This window comes from Sphingobacterium sp. Lzh-3 (assembly GCF_046764375.1).
GTDB lineage: Bacteria > Bacteroidota > Bacteroidia > Sphingobacteriales > Sphingobacteriaceae > Sphingobacterium.
The window spans coordinates 4227913-4249793 of the sequence record NZ_CP177226.1; the positions used below are offsets into that span (position 1 = coordinate 4227913).

The window sequence follows — 21881 nt, forward strand, 5'->3', positions numbered from 1 at the left end:
TCGTTGATTATTTAACAGTAAGGTCCATACTAACCTTCTTCTATTTTGCCTTAATATGGTCGATACGCTGTTCCTTGCATCGTCATTTCGGTCTCGACACCTACAGATTTCCCCGGCTGACCGCCACCAACATATATTTTTACAGCGCCACCTTTTTGTATCAACTCGCCTTTTTCGCTCACCAAAGCCAGATCTTCCGGTGTCAAGGTGAAGGTTATTTTCTGCGACTGACCCTTTTTGAAAAATACGCGCTTAAAACCTTTTAAAGCACTATTAGGCACTTTATAGTTGCCTTCTTTTGGATGAACAACATATAATTGAACGACCTCATCACCGTCACGCTGGCCGTTATTTGTTACCTGTACAGTGACCTGAACATCAGTACCCGTTTCGACAAAGTTAGGCACATGCAATTGTTTATAGTCAAACTTCGTATAGCTTAGGCCGTAACCAAATGGATAACGAACCTCCCCCCTAAAATAACGGTAGGTGCGGTTTGCCATCGAGTAATCCTCAAAATCAGGTAAGTCTGCATCACTTTTATACGTCGTCAAAGGCATACGTCCTGCCGGATTATAGCGACCAAATAGCACATCCGTTATAGCATCGCCGGCCGCCTGTCCACCATACCATGCCTGCAATAGCGCATCTACATGCTGTGATTCCCAATCGAAGCTCATCACCGATCCCGACATGTTGACCAATACAAGTGGTTTCCCTGTTTTTTTCAGTTCTTTTAAAAGGGCCGTCTGCACTTCAGGAGAAGCCATCGTCGAACGGTCTCCATTCACAAAAGCGCCATATCCCGCTGCACCAGCATCACCAGCTTCACCTTCGTAGTCTGCCGTTATACCGCCAACGAAAACAATAACATCTGCTACCGCAGCTTTTTTAACAATTTCTTCAAAAGAAGGACCGCCATCAATTTTTTTCATGATTTCTGTTCCCGGAAAATAGTCTATCGCAATTTGCTTTCCATAACGCTTTTGTAAACTGCTCAGCGGTGTGACAATTTCCGAAGGCGTACCAAAGTAATTTGCTAACTGCGCATGTCCATTATCGGCATTGGGGCCGATCAAAGCAATTCTTTTTATTTTATTGGGATCAAGGGGCAGCATGTTATGCTCATTTTTCAACAGTACCATAGCCTCCTGCGCCATTTTATAGGCATGTGCCTTATGCGATTTACTTTCAATTACTTCACGACCAATCTTTGCGTATGGTACCAGTTCCTGTGGATCGAACATTCCCAATTGAAACCAGATCTGCAAAAGTCGGGCTAATGAAACATCAATATCCTTTTCGGATAATGCACCTTGTTTTACCCCCTGTTCCAACAATTGATAGAGATTACCGCATTCGAGATCTGTTCCGGCCAAAACTGCAGCACTGACGGCCGCTGTATTATCCGGATGTGTATTATGTCCGCTGGCAAAATCATTGATACCCCCACAGTCCGAAGTTACATAGCCTTTAAAGCCCCATTGATGGCGTAAGATAGTATTGAGCAACACATTATTGCCGCAACAGGGCATTCCATCCAAACGGTTGTAGGCACACATGATCCCATGTACTTTAGCTTTCATGACCAACTGCCGAAATGCAGGGAGATAGGTATCCCAAAGGTCATAAGCTGAGACTTCTGCATTAAAAGAATGTCGATTATGCTCGGGTCCACTGTGCACAGCGTAATGCTTAGCTGCCGCAACTGCCTTCAAATACTGTGGATCATCACCTTCCAGCCCGCGCACGATAGCTGTTCCGATCTGCCCTGTCAAATAAGGGTCTTCACCATACGTCTCCTGCCCTCTTCCCCAGCGTGGATCACGAAAAATATTGATATTTGGCGTCCAATAGGTCAGTCCACGATAGCGTTTACCTGTTTTTCCGGCTTTGAGATCTTCATTGAATAATGCGCGACCTTCTGTTGCCGTATAATCCCCCATCTGTTTGACAGCAGCCGTATTGAAAGTAGCCGCCATGCCTATAGCCTGCGGATACACTGTTACCTTTTCTTCTGTCCGTGCAACACCGTGCAGCGCCTCATTCCACCAATCGTATGCTGGAATGCCCAATCGTGGAATGCCCTTAAACTCGTGCTTCATCATTTGCACCTTTTCCGATAGGCTCAGTCGCGCAATCAGATCCTGAATACGTTCCTCCCGACTTCTTTTTACATCAAGAAAAGCGTAACTTTTGCTTTGCGCCATGGTCACTTGCTTTCCGCCAGCAATAATCAACAAAAACAGGACATTCAGTCTCAAAAAACAACGGTTAAATTTCATTTTATAGTTTTATTTTATCAGGTATACCTTTCTAATTCCTCAAACAGCAACAGTTCCCTACGGCTTACTAGATAGCAACCTGCAAGTAAATACGATCTCCTTTTTTCGTTGCTATACGCAAGCGATCGCCTTCCAAAGGCTGCATTATTTTTCCATTTTTGCGCCAGGAAATTTTACGTCCCGGCCAAGGATTGTCAAGAATCAAATTCCGTCCTTGCTCACTTAAGATTTCTACATAAGTAACAGCCCCATTTTCGAGTTTTGATGACACGAGGAAGGCGCCGTCCACACGTAAGTTGCCAAATTCCCCATGCTGTTGTTTGGGCCATACAGGAAATAATTTTAGCACCTGCTGATGGACACCACACAACATCTGATTAATGGTTGTCGGTACTGTACTACAATTTTCTATACCATGCGGGTTGTTCCGTTGAAATCCATTGGGATAAGTATGTTGGCTATATCGATGCAAATGATATAGTATACTATCGGCACTGTAGCCTACACGAACCGCTGCAGGAAAAAAACTATTGGTGCCATTGTTATCTGTCCAACGTCCCATTTTTTCGATCGTGTTCCGTGCAATAGTAATCCAACGCTGATCACTTTCCAGATCAATCTGCATGGCCGGGAAAATATGCTGTATGCCCAGTGTATTATCATTCCACCATGCGGGTCCCTTTTCGGTATAACGAAAGACTGATTTCCCCTCTTTTTCCTGAACCGGAAAAGTAGCGAGATTCGCCTTTACCTGTGTCCAATTCGCCGCCAACTGACGGTCCACATCCAAATAGGTACTTAAATCGGCAGCCAGCTGCAATGTCTGCCTTACCAGTCCAAGACTTAGAATTGGATTACTATCCCCGACCGTACCTTCGTGAATGGCATCGTCAAAAATCACATAACGACCATTTTCATCTTTCTTGACATAGTTGGTCCAAAACACAGCTGCACCACGCACATAAGGGTATATTTTCCGTGCATAATTGCGATCATAAGTCGTATAAAACGCTGTAGCCATATTGGTGACACCATAGGACACATTGCTTTTCTGACCAAAGAACAAACCTTTATGCTCCACCTGTCCACCTCGGATATATCCACCAAATACGCTTTCCATGATTGCATTTTGACGGGTTGTTTCCATCCCTTTCGGGCCTATTCCCACCGGATATAGCAATCCCTCTGAAATCCCTGTTATTTCTTTCGAATAGAACTTACCCCGTTCCATAAAGTCGATCAAAGGTTGCTCATACGAACCTGCTGCAGCAAGATGATTGGAAGAATAAAGTCCATAGTAAGGCGCCATATAGTTATAATTCAAATGGTAATCACCATTCCAATTGGGAATCTCCCGCGTAATCCATGTTCCAAAGATGGGTGGGGCAAATTGCGGATCGCGACTACAGGATGCCATCACATAGTGAGACAGGTAATATTGTTTTTCGATCACTTTATCAGGAATTTCAATATAAGACTCCGACCAAAAATCTGCCCAACACTTTTTATGTTCGCGTTCGAGCAGTTTTACATTTTTCAGATCTAAACCATCCACGGTCTTAAGCACCTTTTCCACACAATTCTTACTTTTGAAATTGGAAGATAAGGCACATACATACGTTAGTGACTCGCCTGCATGTAAGTTGAAATCAGCTTGCTGTTGTCCGATTATTTTTCCAGCAGCAGCAGCCTTTGTCGGAATATCTACCAGCTCCTCAAAGCCTCTACTGACGAATATTGTTCCATTACTTCTCGTCTCCTGCTGCGTGACAGCAGGGAAAAGTGACTCGGCTGGTGGATTGTTTTTAAATTGGTCTTCCGCAGGGAGAAGCAGATTAATCTGCCCGTTGATTTGTTGCTTTCCTTTGTTTTGAAATTGTAAAATCAAGCAGTCATCTTTCTCGGAAACAAATGATTTGATCTCCAGCAGCGTATCTCCTGCCTGAAAGGTTGAGGTTGCAATTGCTGTATAAAGATCCACATCAACCTGATAACTCGCCTTCTTTAACATTGGAATAGCCACTTCTACTTTACCTAATACAGCAGGATAAGACTCGTTAAATCCAGATTTTAACCGCCAAAAATCATTTCTTGCCAGGTAATAGGTCTGCCTATCAGCTGTACCCGCAATTGCTACCCCTGTACTGCCATTACCCAACAAAGGAGCATCCACGGCTACTTGGGATGGTATCCGTGTTGCAGGACGATCGAATTGGGCTACATATTGTGATACAACAGCTTTGCTCCTATCCAACATACCTGACGGTATCGGACTTCGTTGAGCCAGACTTTGTCCAAAGGAGCAAAAGCCAAGAAAATAGGTAAATAAAACGAGCTTAAGATTTGGCGATTTCATGATAATACTTTATTTAAAAGACGACTCACTCCCCGCGTTCCCTAGAACAATTGTAAGAAAATCATTCGGCTAGTTTTCGACAAGCAATAGCAGGTAATTTGACTTGTCCTAATAACCAACTTTATAATCTTTTTTAAACGCTTGACCTTGCCAAGCTTTTTTTGTTGTCCAATCCTCGGGTTTATTTGTCCAAAATGGATCATTTGCCGGTAATCCCAACGGTAAAAAACTGAGTGTGGTCATATATAAACTTCCCGTGGACGTATAGGTATCCGCCACTTCCGGCTGTGCGCCACAGAATCCCAACAGTAACCATCCGTTTGGATCAAAGTTCGAACAGGAATCGAACATTCTTCGATGCATGGCCGTCATCGCGCTTCTGATCTGTCCCGGAGACAGTCCCTCTGGATACTTACCCAATAGGACCACCTGCGCTAAAGCCTGAAAAGCACCAGTTCGATAGGTTATCGAACGACCAAAAGGCGGAAAACTTCCATCCACACCGATCATCCGTTCTTGAAATGTCGCATAACGCTGCATACGTTTTAGGACCAAATCATATTCCGTGCTACCCGTCTTCTTTACCTCCGCAAGCGTGCGATAGATATCGACCAACATCGGCTGAATGACAAAGCTATTATAATAATCCATGGCAAAATGAGGTCCATCACTGTACCAGCCGTCCCCTACGTACCACTCCTCCATTTTCTTTAGTGCGATATCAATCCGCATGGGATCAGCATCTTCACCCATCCGTAACAAAAAGGCTTCTGTCAATGCCGAAAATAACAACCAATTATTATAGTAGGCGGCACGATTGCGCAGACTTTTAAAATTATTGATAATCCTTGATTTTGTCGTTGCGTCCAAGGGTTCCCAAAGCGCTTGAGGCGCTCTTAAAAAGCCTTGAGCCATAAAGGCCGCATCAACAATCGGCTGTTGTTCCTTACTGAAATCCAAGAAATCGGGATTTTTTGGATTCACTGCATTGGCAATTCCCTTTAGCAATGCCAAGCGCAATTCTTTACGCTGTTTTCCTTCTTGTGTATTGTCATCAGGAAGTGCCAACCAAGGCGCAACACCGGCCATGGTACGCCCCACAGCTTCCAAGTAGGTAACCTGCTCAGCATTTAACATATACCCTGGAGCCTTTTCCAGCGGCATATTCTTTTTCAGTGTTCCCGAAGCGAGGTTATGGATCACTGGAGATACAATTTTGTAAAGTAGTCCTGTCCAATATTCACGATCTTGATTTCCTTGTTCAACTGTTACAGGAAGTGTAGTAGCCTGCTGAGCAACTACGGGTTGAGCTATTCCGGCATAGAACAAGGAGGCCAAGCAGGCAAGCCATCTAACATATTTCATTTGTATGGATTTGATCTAAGCGACTGGTTATCGATTCCTCCCAAAGCAATCACTTGAAAATTATTGATTAATGGGCAAGCCAAACTCTTATTGACATGCAGTCGCACCGCATCTGAGACTGGAAATTGAATATCCTTGGCCGAAGCCGCTCCTGCCAATATAATACGCTTATACCCAATTTTCTTTCCTTGGAAAACTTCAACCCATTTCCCGTCCACACGGCATTCAATGCTGTATTCATCCACCCGTTGACCGAGCGGAATGTATTCTTGCAAGATAAAACCATCAATTTTTGTTTTCTTGCCCAAGTCGATGGTTATGCTCGCTTTATCATCGCTATCATCTGTTGCGAAATAGCTATTATAATCTCCATCGTTGACCTGTGAAGCTGCATACTTTTTCGAATTGCCACGATGACCGTCGTCTGTTGCCTTTTTTTTGAATGCCGGATTACTGTTGTGCAATTGATCGACCCAGGATTTAAACGCGATCAAGGTCTTTTCTGTCGTTTCATCCATTAATCCCTGTGCATTGGGAGAAACATTCATTAAAGGCGTTGAGCCATAACCAACTGAGGTTAAATAATACTCTTTCATCTTTTCTAGGCTCACGGCAGGTTGACCAATGTGAAACCAATTGCCTTGCAAAATAATTGAAGCTTCATTGGGGTACCAGCGCATTACGCCATCGATTAATTGGCGGTAGTTTTGATCTGGCGTAATTCCGCCATGATTTCCTGGCCATGCTATACAGCGATCGGGGATAGTGTTGACCAAAACACCCGAATCATAGACCACCGCATCGGGCTGTTTCTCGACAATCATCCGTCCAATTTTAGGATAGTCCATTTTTAGGTTATCGGCATTAAAACCATCGAACCAATATTCATCGATTGGGCCATACTTGGTACTTAACTCCTCAATTTGGTTAAAGTAATAATCGCCATAGGACTGATGTTTCGGAGAGCCATATTTGTTAAAATGATGATCGATAATAGAGACATATAATCCAAAATAGAGATCATTCTTTCGACAAGATTTAGCCAGATCGCGTACGACATCTCCCTTTCCTTCTCGCCAAGCCGAAGAAGCGACCCCATGGTCGGTGGTTGAAGTCTGCCAATTTGCAAATCCATCGTGATGTTTTGTCGTTAGCACCATCCCCTTAAACCCACCTTCTTTAGCCACTTTAGCCCATTGATCGGTATTGAATTGTGTAGGATTAAAACGGTTTGGGTCTTCATCTCCAGTCCCCATGTGGTTGTCACTCGGATAAAATGTCTTCATACCAAAATGGACAAACATAATATATTCGGCTTTGTGCCATCGCAATTGTGCGGGATTTGGAATAGGCAAAAATGGTGCTGGTGCTTGCTGTCCGAATGCAGTGCCGCCAGACAGTAGAACCGCCACGAGGAAAGTTTTCAGTGTTTTTATCATAAAATAAAATCTTTAGTCATATTCTACAATAAGACGATTAACAACCATCATCTCCCTAGTATTTATTGTGTTTCAAAAGTTTTACCAAGCCCCCACTGTTTATTCGGTTCTTTCCCCATAAATAGCACCAAGGTTCCGCCTCGCATAATTTCATTGTGATCTATAAAACAGCTATTATAAGATACGCCATTAAGTTCAGCTTTTTGGATATAGCGATTTTCAGGCGAATTATTTTCTGTTTTAATTACAAACTGTGCCCCCGAATCATATTTGGGATCAAGTTTAAAGGTGACTGTATTAAATACAGGGCTTGTGATTTCATAACGTGTGTCCCCTGGGCAAATAGGATGTATTCCAGATGCTGCCAATACATACCATGCGGACATTTGCCCCACATCTTCATTACCTATCAGACCATAAACTGAATTATGATAGGCACGTGAACAAATTTCACGCGTCCATTTTTGTGTGAGCCATGGTGCTCCTAAACGATTAAACAAGAAGGGTGCATGGTGTACCGGTTCATTGGCATGGTTATAATAATTATTCCACATCATATCTTGCGGAGCGAGTTCAAAAAAACTGTTGAGATCCGCGATGGTTTTTTGCTTACCACCCAAAAGGCCTGCAAGTCCATCCACATCATGGGGGACAAACCATCCCTGTTGATAAGGATTGCTCTCAACACAGCCATAATTTTGGGTTAAGCGTCCCATTTCTGGCCATTTACTCCATGTACCATCTTGTTCTTTCGGTCGAAACCAACCAACTGTCGGATCAAAGAGATTTCTATAACTTTGCGCACGATGAGCATATAAATCCACATCAGCCGTTTTATTTAATCGTTTTGCTAATTGAGACAGGCACCACTCTGTGTAAGCATATTCCAATGTCGTCGAAATTTCTCCTGTAGTTCCCTTTTCTCCATTGCCAAATTTTTCAACCGTTTGTCGCGCATATTTATATGCCTTTTCTACATCAAAGTTGGATATCCCTTTCATATAGGCGTCCGTAATAACCGATACGGCAGGGTTTCCGATCATACAACCACTATACGCATTCAAAAATTCCCAACGTTCTAAATAATCCTGTTTACTTTCTTCGGCCAATGTCACCAAAGAATTGATCATATCGTTTACGATAGTCGGATTAATAATCGTTTGCAAAGGAAACTGACTTCGAAAAACATCCCAGCCGCTAAATACTGTTCGCTTGGTAAAATCTTTCGTTTGGTGAATATGTCCGTCACCGCCAACGTATTTTCCATCTACATCCGAGAAATCTCGCGGATCGATCATCGAATGATACAAAGCCGTGTAAAAAACAGTTTTCTCGTCTTCTGTCCAACCGTGAATCTCGATTTTCCCTAATGCATCATCCCATCGTTTCTGCGTTTGCTCCAATACATTGTTAAAGTTCCAATCTTTGATTTCTGTTTCAAGGTTATTTTTGGCTCCCTCCATACTGACAAATGAAATTCCAGCTTTCATCAATACCTGCTCATTTGCTTGTGTAGGGAATTCGGTATAAAACCCCAAATGTTTACCTTCCATAATGCCGATATTTTTTGTGACGACAGATTTGGAAACAATCTCTTGATAACTGGCACTTGTAACATCTTCCAATTTCCGTTTTTGCCCCTCTGGAAGGGCACAACTCCATACCCCCGTATCGGTAAAAGGCTTACTAAATTGGGCATAAAAATAGACCGTATAATTTGCCTTCCCATCACCATTTCCCCAACCTCCACCTTCGGGCGTGCACTTCATCCATCCTTGGATGGTATGGTTGTCCACCACTTTCACATATTGTTCCGTAGATGTACCACCTACTCGCCGCGCTAAGTCGATCTGAATCCGCGACTTTTTATGTTTGGGAAAAGTAAACCGAAGCATACCGCTATGCGGCGTAGCGGTCATTTCAGCTTTTATATTATAATCTGAAAGCACCACCTCATAATAACCTGCACCTGCTTTTTCATCTTTTTTGGAAAAACGGGAGCGGTAGCCATTTTCTGGATGTTCAGGACTACCTGCCGAAGTTTTCAGTTCTCCTGTGCTCGGCATGACTAAAAAATTACCTAGATCACCGTACCAGCCTATACCACTCATTTGTGTAAAGGCAAATCCTTCTATGGAGGTATGCTCGTAGTTGTATCCAGAACCATTATCTCCACCGGTAATCGTGTTGGGGCTAACCTGTGTTAAGCCAAATGGAGTTGCTGCCCCCGGAAAAGTTTTACCGAAGCCGTGTCCTCCCGTTTCGGCTTTTTCACCACTGGTAACCGCACCGATAAACGGATTAACATACCTGGACTGAGAATAGCAATTGAAAACTACAAAAAATAAAATGATACTAAATTGAATACGATTTATCATAAAAGGTTTAGATTACTTATTCAAGCCTACGGAATCCGATTAGATACAGACAATTGGTTATGTTCGACCAAAAGTTTGCCAAAGACTATAAATTTACTTTCTTATCAACCAACGGCAACGAATTATCACCGTTCAAATCGATTATTACTTTGCTATTCGAACAAAACGCAAAAAAGGATGCTCAACAGCATCCCGTAAGATTTTAATGGTATTATTCGGTTTCTATTCATAAATCAATGTTATTTTTTCTTCCTTCTTCCCTGCATATTCAAATGGACCTGGAGACGGATTGGATTTTTTTCGAGCTTTACCGAAGTAGTCCCGGTCAATCTGCAAAGGCCGTCCATTTCGATCCTCAAATGGCAACTCGGATATTACCGTTGGACTTAACGATCTTGAAGTCACCAAATCTCTCTTCTGTTGCAACCATTTTGCTTGAAACGGAAAGTCCAAATAGAGCTTACCTTGTTTTTCCACTAAATTGACAAGAACAGCCCCATTCGTATCGATCAACGCATTATGTTCTACCGCAAGTTTGCTCACATAAGACTTCATCTGCTGCTCGGCGTTGGCATGTATTTCCCCCATTCGTGCATTTACTTTGGCAGTTGACACAGCAATACTACCCTTAGTATAGACATTAGCATCCAACAACACGGGAAGATACGCTTTATAATAATCACTGATATCAGATCCTTTAGTAAAAATATTATTGACAAACTGCACATCACCTGCCGGATTATCCTTTAATGCAACAATTCCAGTTGCATGCGGTTTCAGATATGGCGTCAATCGGCTGTCGTATGCAATAACTTCGATTTTTCCGGCAAAAAGATTATGAGCGAAAGCCGCGCCTTGCGCATTCATTGACAGATTTTTCGGGGAAAGCATAATATTATTGGCAACCAACGCAGGCCCATGCGTTACCTCCAAAAATATATCGAGATCATTTTGATAAAACAGGTTATTCATAATCTGTGCGCCTTGCGCCATCCAGTCCAACCAAATTGCCATATTCGTCCGATAAATCCGATTATTTCGAATGCTAACATCTACAGCGCCATGAAATTTAATCCCTGCCATTTCAGCGCCGGTAAAAAGGCGCTCGATATGGATATCATGTATTGTATTGTGCTCTACCGTGCTGAATGAACAGCCCATACTGCCCACAATACCGGCCTGTTCGCAATAGGCTATCTTGTTATTTCCCACATAATGACTGCCGACACTGTCTTTGTTCCAACCAAAAGCCAACGCTCTTTTTATGGTGCCCACATACCCTTCAGCGGACTCTGTATCTTTATTATCATAGGCATCACCATATTTCCCTAGGGCAATTCCAACACATTTCGAATATTGTATGGTATTGTTGACTATACGCCAGCCCTTACTCCAATGTGTACCGATAAGTCCTTCCTGTTCGGCAGTGGGTGGTGCCCAGTTAGTCGCGGCCTGTTCCATCACAAAACCATCCACGGTGATGTAGTTGACAAAAGGACGATCCGGATAGAAGACCCGAGGTCGAACATTGATTTCTACTTGCTCCTGATTCGGATCAACCTTTGGAAACCGGGCCCATATAGCCGTTTTTTCCCCATCAACCGACGCCCACCATCCCCCTTTCGGCGAATGATCGGCTAAGAGCTGTTCTTTAGAAGAAGCTTCCATCAGCCAATGACCATGAAGATAAACTGCCCCGCGGTGATATTTTCTTTCTTTCGGTGTTGGCCAGAACCAGTCCCCGCGGATTTCCTCCTGATAGGGATTGAATGTACCAAAGAACGAATTTGGCAATTCGAGCTGCCAAATATCGTCACCGATCAGCTTCCAGCCCTTCACTTCTTCCGAGCCTTTGATAACCACTTTTTCACCTTTTGCTGCACGGTAAGTAATCGGTTGTTTTGCCGAAAGACCACCACGTGGTGGAACGATACTTTCGCGGTATACCCCTTCGTGAACCGTGATGATATCACCTGGCATTGCAAGTTTGGCTGCAGCCATAATGGTCCGGAGCGGTTTTGCCTGAGTTCCGACCTGCCCATCGTTACCTACCACAGCAACGTGATATTCTATTGGTTTTGCTTTGGTCTGAGCCGACAAAGTCCCAAAGCCCCCCAAAAAAATACATGTTAAGAAAAAAGTAATCTTCATTTTAATCAGTTTAATGCTATAAAAACTAATCCGGCCTGAATAGGCCGGATATAGTTTTTTTAATATCCTTTTGCTCTTGTCAATTTTGTTAATAGTTTCTTACCCGAACCATCCCTATTGATACGATAAAGATTCCAGTGATCTTTATCGAGTTCTTCTAATCTAAAACTCTGCGTTGGATCCACCAGATACTCTTTCACCCAGCGCGGGAAAGCATTTGCCCTCCGCGCATTTTCCCAGGTGCGGATCGCTTGGAAAATAGCATCTTTCTGTGGACAACTTTCTACCTGTTTCTGATTCAGTTTTAAACTATAAGTTGATCCCGTACCTACCGACATGGCCTGGATATGCTCATATTCCGCTACAGTAGACTTTTCGGTAATCGGGAAATTCCCGCCCATTCCGACAGGGAAAAAATTAGCGTAGGAGACATCACGTAAGTCTTTTCCTTGACTTGTCGCACTTCCCCATTCCCGCGTCTCTGCATCATATAAGTTTTTACCGCCACCTACGTTCCATATACTTTGATAATGCCATGATCCTTCGGATAAAGTAGCCCCTGTAAAACGAATATCTGCCAATCCATGTTGTTTCGCACGTTCAAACATTTTACGAAAAAAACGTTTCGCGGAATAGTAGCCATGACCATTATTAAATAAGAATTCCTGTCCATCAAAATCATAATAGCCTAAGCCATTGATTGCGCTGACGTCTGCATAATATTCGGCTATTTTATCTTGCAACTGAATATTGGGGATCAACCCATCATAACCGTAGTTGATCGTTACCTGTAACTTATATAATGTATCTAAGGCGGCATGCGCTGTAGCCTTGGAATCCCAATAGCCCCGTTTCACATTGAGTAAACGATAAGGTTTGGTATCGCTTACGCCCAAATAATGGATAAGCTCTTTCCCGATTTTAATAATATTCAAGCTTTTAACATGCCCTTCCCAACTGCCAATTTCCTCCAGATGCGTCGGGTCATCCACATAGATCAATGTATCTGTAGCACTGATTGCCTTAGCTAAAGGACGTTTTTGTTGATACCAGATGCTATCGCTCGGCACCGGACTGGCATCTTTGGTACCCGGGGCCAATGCATTTGTAATTGGCGTCCGGCCAATGACAATATTATGTTTGGCCGCCATTTGTGCATACTCTTTATGGGAATAGGCATTTCCGTTTGCAAATTTTAAAGGCTTACGTTCAAAGTTCTTGCCATCAATATAGCCTTCGTTTCTACGGTCCGGACGCAAGAAGGCCTGATCATATAAACTAATGGCCTTAAATCCAAGTCGGTCTGCATAAGCAATCATATTATCATACTGTCCGCCCTCTGTCAATACATCCGGTACAAAAGCTGCCGGATCCTTGATCCACTTTCCATTGACTGTCGGATGTGGCAAACCCTCTTTAAGCACAATATCCTGAACCACGTCCATCAGGGCTGTACTATCCGGGCTACCCCAAAAAGCGATACTAGACCCGATGTAATCCACCCCCGGAATAGGCTGTACCAGTAAATGATTGGGTTTATTGGATGCCATATTCGGAATGAGGGAGTAGTACACTTCGCGTTCTTGCCTGCGATCCCGCGATTGGTAAGAAATGGATATTCGTCCATTTTTATCCACCTCAGCTGCATTTCCGTACATGATCCGATAATAAGGTTCTTTGTGCGCATAAAAGGCGACATCGCTGATACCGTCACCTCCTAAAGAAAATATTTGGCCTTCATGCAAGTGATTTGGTAACGGAAAACGCGCTGCATCCGGCGAGTGGATAATATACTGAAACGGTGCTGCATCGCCTTGAATATCTGCTGTTCCACCCAATGTATTGTCATTGAGCGCCAACATGCCAATCGCGTAATTGACTGCTTTACTCGTATCCCGACTGACTCCAATAATCTCGCCCAGTAAATTGGTAATATTGGTATGATAGGAGCCCCATTGGATGGCTTCGATATCGGTTGAATTGGTCAATGAAAGTAATTTCATTTTGAAATACTTAGCCTGCGGTAAGATGCTGATGCGTGCGGTGGAACCGTTCGGATAAGCCAAAGTCATGATTTTATCACTTGCAGAATAACTTGCCTGCTCTGGATATGTATATACCCGCTTCTTCGCATTATATAAGACCATTAGCGGGGACGGCTTATCTGCCGGACTAAACTCCCTATTCGATTTCTTTGTAATATTCTGCATACTCGTGATATAACCTTTCTGGTCAATCACGATTTTGAAATAATTGGTTTTTAATGTTGTTTGGCTATAGCCCATTGTCGACAAAACGGTCAGTCCAGCTGTCAGTCCGAGACATCGTAAGTTAGTTTTCAGAAATTTCATTCGCTTTAATTTTAAACATTTTATATCGGTATCGCCTTTTATAACATAACAGAGACTGTTTCACCCGCCTTAATCTTAATCTTTTTATTCCAATCCAAAAAGGCATTTTCACCCAAAGGTCGCGCAGCTTCATGGGCATCCTCAGCCAACACCGTTACAGTTGCATCGTAGCTCGTGGGATTGTAGAGAGTCAGCGCCAGCCCCTGATTCGTTTTCTTTATCGCTTTGACAATGATATGGTCAAAGGCATAGGCTGTTGCCTTATCCTTACGAACATAAAGGCCCGGTATTTCAAGTGCCATTAAAGCACCATTTGTTTCGTTCCAGCCTGTTTTACCGCCATCGCCACGTGATCCCCGACTATCCGCATCACAATAGGTCAAACGTTCGGTGATCTTACCATTGGGTTGTATGCCTTCGGCGTGTGCGTGGATTACATCACGTATCAAATCGGCATATAAGCTCGTTCCAGTTTCACGGAAAAGCTTGAACAGTGCGTCGCCAGATTGTGTGCAAAACCCTGGGGCACCATGTTTGTTTTGTGTACTCGCCCAAACCGCCCCTGTAAGATTAGCGCCCAATTTTGCCAAAGCAGTATTTTCAGGTAGCTGATAAGGAAAAGATACTGTCCAGGACGCGGTATAATTCGCTAGGTTTTTAGCTTGCTCTAAGTATTCGCGTTTGCCAGTTTGTTCAAAGAGCGTCATTAGTGAAGTCGTCAATGCTATTGCAGTTTCCGAATCGGCATTTTGGAGAATATCCCCACAAGCACCGGATGTGAAACCAACCAAGGCAAAATTATCATAATATTTTTTTGCCGCATCTTTTGCTACGGCGAGGTACTGATCATTATGAAAATAAGAAGCGGCCAGGGTTAACCCAGCAACGGCCATCGCTCCACCTGTTGTATTATAGGCTGCGATTTTACCGGATTCAATCGCTAAGTAATTGCCCCAGGTCCCCTCTTCCTGCCAAGTTTTCACAAAGGCATCGGCCAATAGCTTAACATCATTGTCCCAGGATTTGGCAATGAGCGAAGATTTTCCTTGCTTTTTCAAGAGCATAAATTGCTTGATCATCCAATAGAGCACATCGGCATTTTTACGTGTTAAGCCGATACCCGGATTTGCTTTCGCCCCATCGCGATAAATGACCTGACCATCTGCGCCCAAAACATCGTAATAATAACCACTTGCTCCCCGGCCTTTTGGCAGGGCAAAATCAAAGGTATTCCTTACATGATTGAAATGCGCCGTATCGCCCAAAGCCAGCATAGGATAAGTATTGATCAATCCACCCACCCAGCCATAGGACATCCAATCCGCATTCTCTGGGCAGTAAAATCCAACACCGTCTTTTGCATAATAGCGTTCATCAATATTTTTTGCCATACGTGTAAAAACCTCACTCATGGGCATTAAATTGCGGGGAGTAGCTTCCTTGATATGCAATTTTCGCTCCTGCATAAATCGACTATACAACTGTGGTACATCTGCGGACTGAAATTCTAATCGTGTAACGCGAATCTGCAATTCATCACCTTGGGCAACTGATATTCCCCGATCAGGGCTTTCGCTAAAACCGATAAATTCAGGTTTACGCGACCGCACACCTGGCGCACTGACAACAAAACTAGCGACACTTCGATCCTCACTTTCTTCAACAATCAATGCGTGGTCTTTTACCTCATTTTTCCAAGTAATTCCCTGATCAGTAAAAAGAAAAACACCCTTATGTTGTTTTCGGTCTAAGTAGGCCATTACGGGTGTACTTGTATTACTGATATTCACTTCCAATCGTGACTTTGCACCAAATTCTGGTGAAAGTTGTGGGATCGGATTGGAGGTTAGTGCTAGATCTTTTCGGTAATAATCTGTTTTGTCGAGACCAGTCGCATATTCCCGGTTGACAATCCGTTGGCGATTACCATTATAAACTACCGCGGGAATCATCACAAAATTGTCGCTCGACCAATCATAAGTATCAAAAGCCACGGCTACCCCTGCATCCTTCATCGCTCTTTTCGCCTTAAAGGTAAATCGGTAGGTCACCTCATTCGTTCCCTTCTTTTTCAAAACCTCCTGTTTGACATCCCAATTAGCCGAATGCGCCCCTACTGCCGAGCTATGCAGCAATTTTGCGCCTTCGTACTGGCAATCCAACACGCGAAATAACGCAGTTTTATCCCGATGTTCAGGAAGCCAATCCTGTGAAAAGCTATTTAAAGCCAATGTACAAAGCAGAAAACTTCCTACTATTTTTTTCATCTTCTATTTACTTTAGTTTGACGATACGACTATATTTTTCTTCCCGTTAATGGATAAAAACCGATCTTTCATCAATTTTTTTAATTATTATACTCAACAAATGTACAACTCGAAACAGCAAAAGAGTTGGACCGCATAGCCAGCCCAACTAAAAAACACTAAAGGATACACCTAAACCACGCTATGTTAATTTTTAAATTATTGTTATTTTAAAGGGTCAAAAGTCCCGCCCCATTCTGTATTTTGTTCAATTTTTGAATTTCTATCGATAACTTCTTTATGAATTGGATAAAACCAATGCTGTAGATCCACCTTAAATTGATACTGGTTATCACCATCTAAATTTTCGACATATTCGAAACGGAAAAGCTTACGCACCGCAGGATCATACATATCTTTGGTCCAATCGAAACCTACTAAACTGCTTTCATTTTTAATCACAGCATTTAATCCCGAGCGATATTTTAGACTATTTAAAATATCATATCGCTTCCATCGGCGTAAATCTGCGAACCGCTTACCCTCGTAAGCAAATTCAATAAAACGCTCGTCCATATAAGCTTGACGGATATTTGTTTGTGAATTAGCTGTAATACCATAATTTCCACTGCCGGCCTCAATACCAGCCCTTTTACGGATATCATACAAAACTCCTAGCGCTTCCGCCGACTTTCCGGTTTCGTTAGCACATTCTCCATAGTTCATCAATACCTCTGCAAAACGAATCTCGATCCAGTCCGTTTTTCCTTCATATACTGTAGGAATCGTTAAATCTTTGTCCACTCCTTTTAACTGAAAGTAACCTGATGAACTGCCGCCAACACCTTTCCCCAACTCATTAAAGATCAAGGTCGAATACTTAAATCCAGTAGGGGAAGTTGGATCTGCTATTTTCTTCCATGCATTCCAATATTTCATTCCACCAGTCAAAACATCTTTAGCGGGGTATGTAGTACCAGGTGCAAAAATAGTTGCATAAAAGCGTGGATCACGTCCAACGTAAAAATCCGTCATAAACTGTTCATTGTAGGTCGGATCATTCGCCAGCCGGTTGAGATCCAATTTTAACGGCGTTCCATCTTTTTTAGGATAAGCCATCAACAAAGGAAAAATTGTCTGATTATCATTAGCTCCATCTTTTGTCAATGGTTCCGGACGAATATTTTTTTGATCAAGCTTATGATCAGGCATATAATATTGGTTTAGCATAATCACTTCCTTATTACGCTCATTATACCAAATATCTTCAAATTTACCTTCATACAAGCCTTTGCCCATACTCTTTAGGAAATCAACGGCATCCTTATTGGCCTTATAGGCGGCGTCCCATCTCTTTTGATCATTATTCGAATTAAACAACGGGCTGGCATAACGTAATAATACTCTACCCTTGAATGCCATTGCCGTCCCTTTATCGATACGACCATAGTCATTTCCCGTCCAAACATCCGGAAGATTTGCGATAGCATCATCAAGGTCCTTCAAAATCTGCGTCATACATTCCGTTGTAGAATTACGACTTACAAATAATGAGGGTACATTCGTTACATCCTGAAAATGGAGAATTAAAGGCACACCTCCGACGTTCCACACTTTGCCCCAATAATCCCACGCCCGCCAAAATAAAGCCTGTCCGACCATCTGCTTCTTTTCAGCATCGGAAAGTACGGTTACCGTTTCCATTTTATCTAAGAAAAAGTTGATCCGGTCGATATTGGCATAATCCAATTTTTGTCCCTGGTTATCAATAGTAATCAGTCCCCGTGCAAAGTCGCCCATACTTGTCGGTCCATTCATACCTTCGTCGGTACCGTTGGCCGAAGGGGACCATCCGGGCATCATTTTTCCATAAACATCTGTCAAATAAGAATTAATCATGGTTTTATCCATCCAGACATTGTCCGGATTGATTGCGCCTGTATTTTTATAATCTAAACTACAGCTGGTCAAAAACGCCAGACAGAGTCCATATATTAGTTTTTTAGATTTCATTTCGCAAAACATTTAAAATTTAACATCGATACCAAAATTGTAGGAGCGCAGCACAGGGAATGCATTTCCGCCCCCGATCTCCGGATCATAGTATTTATTAAAAGGACTAATCACAAAAAGATTCGTTCCGGTTGCGAAAACCCTTACGTTATCAAAAACTTTACTGTAAAATTTTCCCTTCGGTAAATCATAACTCAAAGTCAAGTACTTCATCCGCATAAAACTGCCATTTTTCAACCAATAAGAACTATTTGTTTGATAGGTATTGGAATTATTTGCACTCACGCGTTTTGGCAATGTTGCATTCGGGTTTTCCGGTGTCCAGCTGTCCGAATACCATTGCTCCCACATACGATTCCACTCTACCCCACCAGCAAGGTCGTTCATCCACTTTTTCTCGCCTAAACGTCCGGAAAGCATCATATCTAAGTGAAATCCCTTCCAACTTCCACCTAAGTTAAGACCATATACAATGGGGTAGTTATTTGGTTTTAGCATCACGCGATCCCAATCATCGATATTTCCGTCGGGCTTGCCATTGGGGCCGCTCAAATCCTTATAAACCATCATCCCTAACGCGGGTGATAACCCATTATGCTTATAATTCGGATTTGCAGCAACAAAGGCATCTACATCTGCTTGAGTTCTCAAGATACGATCATATTGCCAACCTGTGATATAACTCAACGATTTACCAACAGGAACATCAATCGCCTGTGCATTCTGCGCATAATCTTGTGTAATCACCTTATTCCAGCCATAAGACATCGTTAAATTGGCATAATATGAGAAATCCGGTCGATCTTTGCGGTATCCCAACTGTAGATCGAATCCTTGGGCCTTAACTTTTGCATAGTTTTCGGCTGGCATAGTTAAACTAAAGGTCGATGGTAAAGTCGTTTGGCGATTCCTTAAAATATCGTAGGAGTTACGATACCAATAATCCAGTGAAAAATTCCAATTCTTCAAAAAGTTCATATCCACACCTGCATTGTAGCTCAATGCTTTTTCCCAAGTTAGATTAGGATTAACTACACTTCCATAGCCGAGTCCGACGGATTGTGAAGGACTCGTACCAAAATAAGCCGAACTTCCAGCTTGATAAGATTCTTGCCATTGCCAACCGCCAACGGCATCATTACCTGTTAAACCTACTGATCCTCTGAATTTCAAAAATTGAACCACAGACTTGTTAAAGAATTTTTCTTCCGACGCTACCCAGCCCACTGATCCAGCAGGAAAGAATCCCCAGCGCTTGTCGGGAGCAAAATTCATCGAACCATCTTCACGGAAAGAGAAATTAAACAAGTATTTGTTTGCATAACTGTAGTTAAACTGTCCAATATATGACATACGGCCGCTGACCCAATCGGTATCCCCATTGGCCCATCCATCCGCTCGCGCGCTACTAGCTGCCCAAAACTGGTCGGTTAGGTAAACCGGAAAAGTTTCTCTTCCTCCCGTAATACCAGATCCGGCACCTTCATACCATTCTGTTACTAAAGCCGCGGAGACACTGTGCACATCATTAAATACATGATCATAATTCAATTGGACATTAAACTGTTTGTCATCACTATAGGTTGATTTCCGTTCAATATAATCTTTTCCTACCCAACTTGATTTTCTCATTCCAATGATATCACTATCCGCTGTGGAAATAATTCGATTGTTAGGGCCACTTCTTTTCATCGAAAATACCGGATAGTTCTTATAAAATTTCCGATTTAATTCGTTCGCCCAACTTCTTGCATAGGAGACTTTAGCTTTCAATCCTTCCAAAAAGGGTGCTTTATACGTTCCGCTCAAAATTAATTGCGGTTTCAACATCTGGGATTTATTGTAACCTGCCATACCATCCACGCTAGCCCCCATATTGGCAATCCACCCATAATCTACATATTGACCGTTATCTGTATACACAGGCTGATCAGGTTGCCAAACTCTCAACTTACCATAATTAGCTTGAGCGTCTTCAAAAACAGCATTTCCCGTAAAATTATTGTATAGTGCAAACCCCGAAAAAATTTCCAGATCTTTCGTAATATCTGCAGTTACATTCATCCGAATATTATACTTATCATATTTCAACGGATCCAGAAAACCCGTTTGCTTAACATATGATGCAGCACCGAAATATCGAACTTTATCACTTCCACCATTCACACTGAGGTTATGTGTTTGTGTGGATGGATTACGCCAAACTGTTTCCAGTTGATCGTAGCCCCAGCCATTATTAATCGTTTTATAATGATCTAACTCCTCTTGTGACCATGCCCACCCAGCAGGGTCAGCAGATCCATTGATACGCGTATAGAGCTCACCAGCCTGAACCGCACTTGTCAAAGCAACATTTTTTGTCCGTGTATCGACACTAAATCCTGTTGAATAATTAAATACAGGCTTGCCAGAATTTCCCTTTTTTGTAGTCACCAAGATTACCCCTCCTGCCGAACGCGAACCATAAATCGCTGCAGAAGCAGCATCCTTTAACACCGAAATCTCATCGATTTCATTTGGACTCAGGTTATTAAAATCGCCTGCACCTCGAACAACGCCATCAATCACATAGGTCACATTCTGGTCATTGAGAGAAGACTTGGTACGAATACTAATACTTGGTTGTGATCCCGGAATCGCATTTACTGTACTCACATTAACACCCGGCAATCGACCGATAAGAAGATTTCCAGCAGAAGTTGTTGGGATTGCATTCATTCGCTCGTCGACCTTCATTGTCGAAATGGCCCCTGTGAGCAATGATTTTTTCTGCGTGGTATATCCGACAACCACTACTTCGTTCAGATCGTTTCTTCCCTCTTTCATTGAAACGTCGTGCGTCTTTTGCCCTCCTACAGCTTGTTCGATGGTTTCATGTCCAACATAGGTAAAAACCAATACTCCAGATGACGATACTTTGATCTGATAACGCCCATTTTTATCCGTAGTCTGTTGATTTCGCTTCCCCTTTTCAGAAACGGATACCCCAATCATCGGTTGCCCATCCTTGTCAACCACGCGACCATTTACAATGATGTCTTCCTGAGCGTGTTCAGATGCAAGCATTTCCTGGTGCTCACCCTCCATTAATAGTGCTCTTGCTTCAGCCTCGATGGGACTGCAGGCGACAGCCAAAGCACAAAAGAGCACGACATTTTTTGTGCTTTTGTGCCAATTTTGAAACTGTGTTAATTTCGCTTTTTTCATAATTATCTGTATTCAGGGTCCCCTAGTCTCGAAAGAAAAGACAATAGTGAACTTGGTTATTTATAAGTCTTTATTTTTCACAAATGATGA

General features: G+C 42.7%; 10 protein-coding genes. All 10 read right to left on the reverse strand.

The window, feature by feature from the left end:
• Positions 1-50 precede the first annotated feature (50 nt).
• The 10 genes from ACLCDV_RS18015 to ACLCDV_RS18060 all read right to left on the reverse strand — a co-directional run bounded on the left by ACLCDV_RS18015 (position 51) and on the right by ACLCDV_RS18060 (position 21791).
• Positions 51-2285, reverse strand: a complete 2235-nt coding sequence (locus ACLCDV_RS18015) for a glycoside hydrolase family 3 C-terminal domain-containing protein (protein ID WP_411971828.1) — start codon at positions 2283-2285, stop codon at positions 51-53.
• 67 nt (positions 2286-2352) lie between these two features.
• Entirely contained in the window at positions 2353-4641 is a 2289-nt protein-coding gene (locus ACLCDV_RS18020) for a glycosyl hydrolase family 95 catalytic domain-containing protein (protein WP_411971829.1), read from the reverse strand.
• Positions 4642-4749: 108 nt separating this feature from the next.
• The gene (locus ACLCDV_RS18025) at positions 4750-6006 is read right to left on the reverse strand and encodes a DUF2264 domain-containing protein (RefSeq protein ID WP_411971830.1); all 1257 of its coding nucleotides are present in this window, start codon (positions 6004-6006) and stop codon (positions 4750-4752) included.
• Positions 6003-7445 (reverse strand): alpha-L-fucosidase, encoded by a 1443-nt coding sequence (locus ACLCDV_RS18030; protein WP_411971831.1) that lies wholly within the window; start codon positions 7443-7445, stop codon positions 6003-6005. The genes ACLCDV_RS18025 and ACLCDV_RS18030 overlap by 4 nt, the downstream gene beginning before the upstream one ends.
• Before the next feature lie 62 nt (positions 7446-7507).
• Positions 7508-9823, reverse strand: a complete 2316-nt coding sequence (locus ACLCDV_RS18035) for a GH92 family glycosyl hydrolase (RefSeq protein WP_411971832.1) — start codon at positions 9821-9823, stop codon at positions 7508-7510.
• Positions 9824-10045: 222 nt separating this feature from the next.
• Positions 10046-11974, reverse strand: coding sequence for a right-handed parallel beta-helix repeat-containing protein (locus ACLCDV_RS18040; protein ID WP_411971833.1), 1929 nt, complete (start codon positions 11972-11974; stop codon positions 10046-10048).
• A 59-nt stretch (positions 11975-12033) separates the two neighbouring features.
• Positions 12034-14325: a hypothetical protein gene (locus ACLCDV_RS18045; protein WP_411971834.1), complete on the reverse strand. Its 2292-nt coding sequence runs from the start codon at positions 14323-14325 to the stop codon at positions 12034-12036.
• A gap of 38 nt (positions 14326-14363) precedes the next feature.
• Positions 14364-16592 carry a hypothetical protein gene (locus tag ACLCDV_RS18050; protein WP_411971835.1) on the reverse strand — a complete coding sequence of 743 codons (2229 nt, stop codon included), beginning with the start codon at positions 16590-16592 and terminating at the stop codon, positions 14364-14366.
• Between the two features lie 204 nt (positions 16593-16796).
• The gene (locus ACLCDV_RS18055; protein ID WP_411971836.1) at positions 16797-18584 is read right to left on the reverse strand and encodes a RagB/SusD family nutrient uptake outer membrane protein; all 1788 of its coding nucleotides are present in this window, start codon (positions 18582-18584) and stop codon (positions 16797-16799) included.
• 12 nt (positions 18585-18596) lie between these two features.
• A complete protein-coding gene (locus tag ACLCDV_RS18060; protein ID WP_411971837.1) occupies positions 18597-21791 on the reverse strand; it encodes a SusC/RagA family TonB-linked outer membrane protein in 3195 nt (1064 codons plus the stop codon).
• Positions 21792-21881: the final 90 nt, after the last annotated feature.